Source organism: Pseudomonas sp. P5_A12, assembly GCF_056400685.1.
Map to the genome: position 1 here is coordinate 1 of NZ_JBFUKU010000203.1, position 9,965 is coordinate 9,965.

At 58.8% G+C, this 9,965-nt stretch carries 6 protein-coding genes; 3 read left to right on the plus strand and 3 right to left on the minus strand.

Annotated elements, in window-relative coordinates:
* Nucleotides 1-1,671 (plus strand): cation:proton antiporter (locus AC1DSG_RS22180; protein ID WP_477792797.1); only part of this gene is annotated, 1,671 nt, incomplete at its 5' end.
* A gap of 172 nt (nucleotides 1,672-1,843) precedes the next feature.
* Here AC1DSG_RS22180 and AC1DSG_RS22185 read toward each other — a convergent pair.
* The 3 genes from AC1DSG_RS22185 to uvrD form a co-directional block, all read right to left on the minus strand.
* The gene (locus AC1DSG_RS22185; protein ID WP_008073570.1) at nucleotides 1,844-2,251 is read right to left on the minus strand and encodes an SMI1/KNR4 family protein; all 408 of its coding nucleotides are present in this window, start codon (nucleotides 2,249-2,251) and stop codon (nucleotides 1,844-1,846) included.
* Between the two features lie 136 nt (nucleotides 2,252-2,387).
* Nucleotides 2,388-3,263, minus strand: coding sequence for a Tim44 domain-containing protein (locus tag AC1DSG_RS22190; protein ID WP_477792798.1), 876 nt, complete (start codon nucleotides 3,261-3,263; stop codon nucleotides 2,388-2,390).
* 312 nt (nucleotides 3,264-3,575) lie between these two features.
* Complete coding sequence (gene uvrD / locus AC1DSG_RS22195) at nucleotides 3,576-5,759, minus strand: DNA helicase II (protein ID WP_477792799.1); 2,184 nt, start codon at nucleotides 5,757-5,759, stop codon at nucleotides 3,576-3,578.
* A gap of 258 nt (nucleotides 5,760-6,017) precedes the next feature.
* Here uvrD and AC1DSG_RS22200 point away from each other — a divergent pair, with 258 nt between their 5' ends.
* Together AC1DSG_RS22200 and hexR are read left to right on the plus strand one after the other, a co-directional pair.
* Nucleotides 6,018-8,888 (plus strand): EAL domain-containing protein, encoded by a 2,871-nt coding sequence (locus tag AC1DSG_RS22200; protein WP_477792800.1) that lies wholly within the window; start codon nucleotides 6,018-6,020, stop codon nucleotides 8,886-8,888.
* A 135-nt stretch (nucleotides 8,889-9,023) separates the two neighbouring features.
* Nucleotides 9,024-9,890, plus strand: a complete 867-nt coding sequence (gene hexR / locus AC1DSG_RS22205) for a transcriptional regulator HexR (RefSeq protein WP_007896526.1) — start codon at nucleotides 9,024-9,026, stop codon at nucleotides 9,888-9,890.
* Nucleotides 9,891-9,965: the final 75 nt, after the last annotated feature.

Here is a 9,965-nt window from a genome sequence, read left to right on the forward strand (position 1 = left end):
GTGCTGGGCTACATCGTCGCCGGTTTCATCATCGGCCCGCACACGCCGCCGTTCAGCCTGATTCACGACGAGGACACCATCAAGACCCTCGCGGAGCTCGGGGTGATCTTCCTGATGTTCTGCCTCGGTCTGGAATTCAGCCTGCGCAAGTTGTTCAAGGTCGGCGCCACGGCGTTTATCGCGGCGTTCCTGGAAATCGTGCTGATGATCTGGATCGGCTACGAGATCGGTCGATGGTTCGGCTGGAACACCATGGACTCACTATTCCTAGGCGCGATCCTGGCGATTTCCTCGACCACCATCATCGTCAAGGCACTCAACGACCTGAAGATGAAGAACGAGCGCTTCGCGCAATTGATCTTCGGTGTGCTGATCGTCGAGGACATCCTCGGTATCGGCATCATCGCGTTACTGTCGAGTATCGCGGTCAGCGGCACGGTCAGCTCCGGCGAAGTGTTTTCTACGGTCGGCAAGCTCTCGCTATTCATGATTGTCGCGCTGGTCATCGGGATTTTGCTGGTGCCACGGCTGCTGGCGTACGTGGCCAAATTCGAAAGCAACGAGATGCTGCTGATTACCGTGTTAGGCCTGTGTTTCGGCTTCTGTCTATTGGTGGTCAAACTCGAATACAGCATGGTGCTCGGCGCGTTCTTGATTGGCGCGATCATGGCTGAATCGCGACAACTGTTGAAAATAGAGCGCTTGATTGAACCGGTTCGCGACTTGTTCAGCGCAATATTCTTCGTGGCCATCGGCCTGATGCTTGATCCGATGATTCTGTTGCAATATGCCTGGCCGATTGCGGTCATTACCGTGGCTGTAGTGCTTGGGAAGATGCTGTCCTGCGGCCTTGGCGCGTTTATCGCCGGCAATGATGGGCGCACCTCACTGCGCGTGGGGATGGGTCTTTCGCAGATTGGCGAGTTTTCTTTCATCATCGCCGCGTTAGGCATGACGCTGCAGGTCACCAGCAACTTTCTCTATCCGGTCGCCGTGGCTGTTTCGGTGATTACCACGCTGCTGACACCGTACCTGATCCGCGCGGCCGATCCGCTATCGATCAAGCTTGCTGGCGTGATGCCGCAACGGTTGGGCAGGGTTTTGGGTATGTACGGCGAATGGCTACGCAGCATTCAGCCGCAGGGCGAGGGCGCGCTGCTGGCGTCGATGATTCGGCGGATTTTGTTGCAGGTAGGGATCAATCTGGCGTTGGTGATTGCGATTTTCTTCTCGGGTGCGTATTTCTCCGAGCGCATGTCCCCCTGGCTGCAGGACTGGATCAGCGACCCGAGTTGGCAGAAAGCATTGATTTGGGGCGGTGCACTGCTGTTGTCGCTGCCATTCCTGATCGCCGCCTATCGCAAGCTTAAGGCGCTGTCGCTGCTGTTGGCAGAGATGGGGGTGAAACCGGAGATGGCAGGCCGCCACACGCAGCGAGTGCGTCGGGTGATCGCCGAAGTGATTCCGATCCTCTCGCTGCTGGTGATATTCCTGCTACTGGCAGCCTTGTCGGCCAGTATTCTCCCAACCAACAAGTTGCTGGTATTGATCATCGTAGTCGCTGCCGCCGTTGCGGCATTGCTCTGGCGCTGGTTCATCCGCGTACATACGCGGATGCAGGTGGCCTTGCTCGAAACCCTGGACAACAACAACGATGCATCCGGCCACTGACATCGTCCCGTAGCAGCTGGCGCAGCCTGCGTCCGGCTGCGAAGCGGCCGCAATATCAGGCTACGAGGTGTTTCAGGAAAAACGAGTCATCCGGGTTTACGACTGCTGCGTCCGAACGCGGCCCGAACCGGACGCAGGCTGCGCCAGCTGCTACAAAGTCGGGTTAGCTAAATCAGCTTTCCAGCCAGACGTCCCGCGCCCAGTGCCATACCGATTCCCAGGTTTCTTCGGCGAGCAGTTCTTCCTCGGCCAACCACAACACCACGGTGCCGTCTTCTTCGACCAGGTAGTAGTTGTCACCGTCCTGGCAGATCGGAATCATGCTGCGATCGACACCAGCGTCCCAGGCGTTGGCAGCAACGTCCGGCAGGTAGGTGTGGGATTGCGGGTCGGTGACGGTCACCGGTTCCAGGCTGCCGTAGACCACGTCGCTGACGGTCAGCAAAAATTCTCTGAAGACGAACGGAATGTCGATGAACAGTTGTTCTTCGATTTCCACGATCTGATCTTCGTCAGGCAGCTCCAAGGGGACCGGTACCGGTTCGTTGGCTTCACGCAGTTGTTCAATGATTTCTTCCACGTCCGGGATCCTCTTGCTTGATGGCGCGGTTTAGTTGGGGCGGTTTATACAGTAGCTCGCTATAGATGCAACCGCGAAATAGAAAACCCCAGCCGAGGCTGGGGTTTTTATTACAGCATGCTTAACGCAGTGGGGATCAGCCGTTCTGGCGGATACCGGCCACCAGCCAAGGCTGGTTTTCGCCCTGTGGACGTTCCATGTTCCAGCTTTCGCTGAACACTTCGCCCTGGTCGAAACGCGAGGTCTTCGACACGCCGCTGAAGGTCAGGGTGGCGATGGTCTTGTCGGCACGGTCATCCACGCCGTCCAGTTGAACATTGAGGTTATCAATGTAGGTGGACTGGAAACCTTCGCCCAGGTCGGCGCGTTCGCGCTTGAGGAACTCGAGCAGCTGCGGGGTCACGAACTCCGCGATCTTGTCCATTTCGTTAGCGTCCCAGTGTTGCTGCAGGGACTGGAAGTGGTTGCGGGCCGCTTCAATGAAGTTCTTTTCATTGAACCAGGCCGGCGCATTGATTACCGGACGAGCGGCAACCGGTGCAGCTGAACCGCCGAAGATCGAACCGCCAGCAGGTTTCTGTTCAAACACTTCACGCTGCATCGGCGCGTGACCTGCTGGAACCAAATGCTCCTGTTGCTTGCGAYGACGAGCGGCGATGAAGCGGAAGACCAGGAAGGCGATGACCGCCATGATCAGGATGTCGAAGATCTGCATGCCCTCGAAGCCGCCGCCCATGAACATGGAGGCCAGCAGGCCACCGGCAGCGATGCCGGCGAGAGGGCCGAGCCAGCGGGAAGCACCGCCCGCCTTGGCGGCAGCGCCTGCGGCACCGGCAGCACCAGCAGTCGCCGCAGCACCGCCCATGCCTGGAGAAGAAGGTGCCATTTGGCTGGTCTGGTGAGTCGGCGCAGCGCCGGAGCTCTTGCCGCCACCAAAGCGCTTGGCGTTGGCGTCGAGACTCATCGTCAGGCCGATGCACAACGCCATGGCGATGCTAAGAAAACGTTTCATAAAGGGTAATCCCATTTTGTGGATGCACGCGCGCCATGTTGCACAGCTGAAGTGTTGCTGGCTAGCGGTAGAGTGTTTCGGGCTTTTGCCTGACAGGTTGCATTTAGCTTCAGTCAGCGCAATAAGGCCTTTTACTTTTGTCTGTAGGACGAGAGGATAAGTTCTGTAGGAAAGGCGAGCGGCGCCACTGCGCGATCAAACTGTGGGAGCGAGCCTGCTCGCGATAGGCGCACCGCGGAATAGCAAGCACACCGCGTCATCGTTCATCGCGAGCAGGCTCGCTCCCACAGAAATGCTCCCTGACGGTCGCCCTTAAATAGCTTCCAGCTTCGCGTAACCGAGCATCAGCCACTTGCTGCCTTCGCTGAAGTTCACTTGCACCCGTGCCTGAGCGCCAGCGCCTTCGAAATTCAGGATCACGCCGTCGCCAAACACCGAGTGTCGTACGGTCTGGCCGAGACTGAAACCGGTGTCCGGGATCTCGCTGCCGCCAAACAGGCTGCTGGAACTCTGCTGCTGTCCGCCACCGAATGGACGGCTGACGCTGTTGGACAGCCGCACTTCCTGGATCAGGCCTTTGGGCACTTCTCGTACGAAGCGCGACACCTTGTTGTAGGTTTCGCTGCCGTACAGGCGTCGGGTCTCAGCATAGGTCATCACCAGATTCTGCATGGCACGGGTGATGCCGACGTAGGCCAGACGGCGTTCTTCCTCAAGACGGCCGGGCTCTTCCAGGCTCATCTTGTGCGGGAACAGGCCTTCTTCCATGCCCACCAGGAACACGTAAGGGAATTCCAGGCCCTTGGCGCTGTGCAAGGTCATCAGCTGAATGCTGTCTTCGTGCTCTTCAGCCTGGGTATCCCCGGCTTCCAGCGATGCATGACCAAGGAACGCGGCCAGCGGCGTCAGGTCTTCGTCTTCTTCCGCGTTTTCGAAGTTGCGTGCAGCGCTGACCAGTTCCTCAAGGTTTTCTACCCGAGCCTGGCCCTTTTCGCCTTTTTCCGCCTGGTGATAGGCAATCAACCCGGATTGCTCGATGACCGTCTGAGTCATCAGGTGCAGGGGCATTTCCATGCACTTGGCGGCGAGATTTTCGATCAGCTCGATAAAGGCGCCGAGCGCACCAGCAGCGCGACCGGTCAGGCCTTTGTTAGCCACCAGCAGGCGCATGGCTTCCCACATCGACACATCGCTGTGACGGGCGTGGTCGCGGATCGCCTCGACGGTTTTCTCGCCGATGCCACGGGCCGGGACATTGATCACCCGCTCCAGCGCCGCATCATTGCCACGGCCTTCCAGCAAGCGCAGATAAGCCATGGCGTTCTTGATCTCTGCCCGCTCGAAGAAGCGCTGACCGCCATAGATACGGTACGGAATGCGCTCGCGCAGTAAGGCTTCTTCCAAAACGCGCGATTGGGCGTTGGAGCGGTACAAAATCGCGATATCGCTACGGGCCAAGCCGGTTTTCAGCGCACTTTCAATGGTTTCCACCACGTAGCGTGCTTCATCGTGTTCATTGAATGCGGCGTACAGGTTGATCGCTTCGCCTTCGCCGCCGTCGGTCCACAGCTCTTTGCCCATGCGCCCGGTGTTGTTGGCAATCAGGGCGTTGGCGGCCTTGAGGATCCCGGCCGTGGAACGGTAGTTCTGCTCCAGACGAATGGTCTCGGCATCCGGGAAGTCGTCGGAGTACTGATAGATGTTCTCGATTTTCGCGCCACGCCAGCCGTAAATCGACTGATCGTCGTCGCCCACCACCATCAGGCTGTCACCGCCCTTGGCCAGCAAACGCAACCAGGCGTACTGCACGGCGTTGGTGTCCTGGAACTCGTCCACCAGAATGTGCCGGAAGCGCTTCTGGTAATGAGCAAGCAAGCCCGGGTGATCGCGCCACAAATCGAGGGCACGCAGCAGCAATTCAGAGAAATCGATCACGCCGGCGCGCAGGCAAGCGGCCTCGTAGGCCTCATAAATGCTGCGCATGGTTGCCAGGTACAGGTCGCCGCTGGCTTGAATATGTTGCGGGCGCAGACCTTCGTCTTTTTGCCCGTTGATGAACCACTGGGCCTGTCGGGCCGGCCAGCGTTGTTCGTCCAGACCCAGCTCGCGGATCACCCGCTTGACCAGCCGTTGCTGGTCATCGCTGTCGAGAATCTGGAAGGTCTGGCTCAGGCCGGCTTCCTGCCAGTGCGCACGCAGCAAGCGGTGCGCCAGGCCGTGGAAGGTGCCAACCCACATGCCGGCCGGGTTGAGCCCCATCAGCTGCTCGATGCGCTGACGCATCTCGGCCGCAGCCTTGTTGGTGAAGGTCACCGACAGGATTGAGTGGGGCGAGGCGTTTTCGACCTGGATCAACCAGGCGATACGGTGCACCAGCACTCGGGTTTTACCGGAGCCAGCACCGGCCAGGACCAACTGACGACCCACGCGGGCAGCTACGGCCTGGCGTTGGGCATCGTTGAGGGAGTTCAGCAGAAGGGAGAGATCATCGCGCATCGGGGCATTCTAGGGTGCGCCGACACACCGGGCAAACCGAGCTTTGCATTAGCCGATGAAAGATCCATCAAAGACGACCGGTCAGTCAGTGGTCGCAGGCGTTGGCGGGTCGCGCTCCAACGGTTTTGGAGGGGCGGCGGGGGGCTGAAATATTGTCGAATTTATGATCCGGGGCAGTTTGGTAAGGGCATTGGCTTGTGTATGCTCCGTCGACGTTTCGGGCTCATGCTCATCATTATAAGAACAAGAACATTGCCTATGACCCTCAGCATCGACCTGTCGGGCCCCACGGTGGAGCCTCGGGTTATCCGCAAACAATACGCCAGGGAAATGGCGGTCGAACGCACGCGCCTGCTATATCAAGGCTCGCTGCTGCCCACGTTACTCATGTTGATCAATGGTCTGGTCTGCGCCCGTTTGCTCTGGAATCCGCAGCGCCATTTCCTGGTCAGCGTCTGGCTGGTGTGGCTGTTGTCGCTGGTGGCGTTACGGGTGATTCAGGTGGCGGCCTTCGATTCGGCGATTCCTGACCGGCAGGCGCATCCGATCTGGCGTCGTATGTTTTTGCTCGGCTCTGGCCTCACCGGCCTGACGCTGGCCGGCGCCGGTATTGCGTTGGTGCCCGCCGACAATTTCATACAGCAAGCGTGGGTGTTCGGCCTGATCGGCGCCGCCGCCCTTTCCGCCAGTGTTGCGTACGCGGTCAGCCTGCCGGCGTTCCTGTCTTTTACTTTGCCCTGCCTGTTGCCGGCCATCATCTATTTATTCTGGGGTGGCGACGCACAGGGTCAAGGCTGGGGTTGGTTCGGGTTGATTTTGTTGGGGGCGCTGAGTGTGATCGCCTGGCAGATCAACCGCCTGATCGACCGCGGATTGCTGCGGCGCTTCCAGAATCAGGCATTGATCGAGCACTTGCAGCAAGCGCAAAGCCGTAGCGATCAACTCAATCACGAACTTGCCAAGGAAATCGACCAGCGCCGCTGCGCCGAAGACCAACTGCGTGAAGCCCAAGTCGAACTGGAAAGCCGTGTTGCCCAGCGCAGTCTGGAGCTGGATGCCGCGAACCAGGCTCTGGGCAAGAGTGAAGCGCGGCTGGCGTTGGCGTTGAATGCCAGCGAACTCGGGCTGTGGGACTGGAACCTGAAAACCGATGAAGTCTATCACACACAGGTCCAGGAGTTGTTCGGCCTGGCGCCAGAGTACGTGACGGCGATGCTTCGTCATCTCAAACCGAGACTGCACCCGGAAGATGTGCCGGTACTGAAGCGAACGTTGGTCGAGCATTTGAAAGGCCGCAGCGAGGACTACCAGGTCGAGTACCGCGTGCGGCATGGCGATGGCCACTGGGTCTGGATTGAGGATCGCGGCCGGGCCGTTGAGCGCAGCCAAAATGGTCGTGTGGTCCGTATGGTCGGTACCCGTCGTGACATCAGCGCAACCAAGCGTCAGGAGGACCAGCGTCAACTGGCGGCGACCGTGTTTGAGGCCGCCAGCGAAGGCATCGTGATTTTCGACCCCGATTATGCGTTGATCGCGATCAATCAGGCCTTCAGCCGAGTCACCGGCTATGACATCGACGACATGTTGGGCCGTAACGTTGTCGAGTTACCGTGCAGTCGCGATGCGCGCCGACACTATGGTGCAATTCATCACGCATTGGAGCAGCACGGGACCTGGCAAGGCGAGTTGGTGGAGACCCGTAAAAATGGCGAGCTCTATCCGCAATGGCTGCAACTGAACGTGGTGCGCGATACGAGGGGAAACGTCAGTCATATTGTCGGCTTCTTCGCCGATCTATCGGCTCGGCGAGAATCCGAAGAGCGCATGCGTTATCTGACCCACTACGACGAGCTGACGGGCCTGGCGAACCGTTCGTTGTTCCGGGAACGGTTGCGCGAGGCCCATCAGCGGGTGCGTCAGGGCGGGCGTAGCCTGGCATTGCTGCACATCAATCTGGATCGCTTCAAATTACTCAATGACAGCCTGGGTCATGACGTCGCCGACCAACTGCTGCAGAAAATGTCCCGACGCCTGGTCAACGCACTGCCAGAGGCCGACACGATTGCAAGGCTTTCCGGGGATGAGTTTGCGGTGCTGTTCGATGCCTACGCAAACCTGTCGAGCCTGGCGCGAGTGGCGAAACGTTTGTCGAGCAAGCTGCGTTTACCGGTCACCGTTGATGGTCATGAACTGGTGATCAGTGCGTCCATGGGCATCAGCATGTTGCCGGACAACGCGCGGGAAATTACTGCGTTGGTCAGTCAGTCGAACATAGCCATGCAACACGCCAAACACTTGGGTGGCGATAACTTCCAGTTTTATACCGAAAGCCTGCAAGCCAGCACCCTTGAGCGTTTGCAGCTGGAAAACCAGCTGCGCAAAGCCATTGAAGAACAGCAGCTGAAAGTTTTTTACCAGCCCAAACTCTGCCTTGCCACGGGCCGACTGAACGCCGCCGAAGCGTTGGTGCGCTGGGATCATCCGACCATGGGTCGGGTGCCGCCGGGAGATTTTATCGGTCTGGCCGAGGAAATCGGCCTGATCGGCCCGATCGGCGAATTTGTATTGCGTCAGGCCTGCTGGCAAGCCTGCGAGTGGCAGCGGCAGGGGCTTGAACCGATCCGGGTGTCGGTCAACCTGTCGGTGCATCAATTGCGTCAGGGCAAGCTCGTCAGTCTTGTGCGCCAAGTGCTGGAAGAAACCGGTCTGGCGCCGCACTACCTGGAGCTGGAACTCACCGAAAGCCAATTGCTGGACAGTGTCGAGCACATCATCGCGACCTTCCAGCAGTTGCGAAATCTGGGGGTGAAGCTGGCGATTGACGATTTCGGCACCGGGTATTCGTCCCTGAGCTACCTCAAGCGTATCCCGGTGGACTACGTGAAGATCGATCAGGCGTTTATTCGCGGTCTGGGGGAGGGTAGCGAGGATGCGGCGATTACCCGGGCGATTATTGCGATGGCGCATGGTTTATCGCTAAAGGTTGTGGCCGAAGGTGTGGAGCGGCAGGAGCAGCTGGAGTTTTTGAAAGTCGAGCGCTGCGATGAAGTGCAGGGCTATTTGATCAGTCGTCCGGTCGAGGCCGATGCACTGGCTAAGCTGTTGCATAAGGATGCGAACCCCTTATAAGTGCTACATGGAGCGCATGTAGCGTGGAATGGGGACATTGAGTTACGCATTGAGCAGGCAAAAAGCCGATTCTTGTAGTATAACTACAAGCTTGCTACATCCCCGGCAACTGCCAATAACAAAGAGTCCAGCCCTTTGAATCTGCTGCAACACATCGCCCAGTCACGCCACCTCTTACGCAAGTCGGAGCTCAAGGTCGCCGACCACGTGCTGCTTGACCCTGCGGCAGTGATGCACAGCTCCATGGCCGACCTGGCCCACAGCGTCGGCATCAGCGAGCCGACCATCGTGCGCTTTTGCCGCGCCATTGGTTGCTCCGGTTTTCAGGATTTGAAACTCAAGCTGGCGCAGAGCCTGGCGGCCGGTGCGAGCTTTGGCCAGTTTGCGATCCATGAAGACGACTCCGTTGCTGACTACAGCCTGAAAATCTTTGACACCACCCTGCATACCTTGATGGAAGTTCGCGAGAAGCTCGATCCGGTTGAGTTGCAGCGGGCTGTGTCCCTGATGTCCCAGGCCCAGCGCGTCGAGTTTTATGGCTTTGGTGCATCGGGTGCGGTGGCTGCGGATGCCCAGCACAAATTCTTCCGTTTGCTTCTGACGGCGGCAGCGTATTCCGACCCACACATGCAAGCGATGTCGGCAGTAACGTTGAAGCCGAGCGACGTGGCGATCTGTATTTCCCAGTCCGGGCGTTCCAAGGATCTGCTGATCACGGCCAACCTGGTACGTGAAAGTGGTGCCTCGTTGATCACCTTGTGCCCAAGCCAGACGCCGCTGGCGGAACTGTCGACCGTCAATCTGGCGATCGACGTGCACGAAGACACCGAAATCTACACACCGCTGACCTCGCGTATCGCTCACCTGGTGGTGATCGACGTATTGGCGATGGGCGTGGCCATGGCGCGCGGGCCGAGTCTGGTCAACCACCTCAAGAGCGTCAAACGCAGCCTACGCAGCTTGCGGCTGTCGCCCAAGTCGGTGAAAGCGCTGGACGACTGACGTCGTCGTAAGGTCGTTCCGACCTTAATCGCGAGCAGGCTCGCTCCCACATTTAATCGCGTTCTCCTGTGGGAG

What these genes read in the sequence shown, in the direction of transcription:
- AC1DSG_RS22200 (WP_477792800.1), top strand. Translation starts at nt 6,018, where the DNA reads ATGACCCTCAGCATCGACCTGTCGGGCCCCACGGTGGAGCCTCGGGTT.
- uvrD (WP_477792799.1), bottom strand. Translation starts at nt 5,759, where the DNA reads ATGCGCGATGATCTCTCCCTTCTGCTGAACTCCCTCAACGATGCCCAA.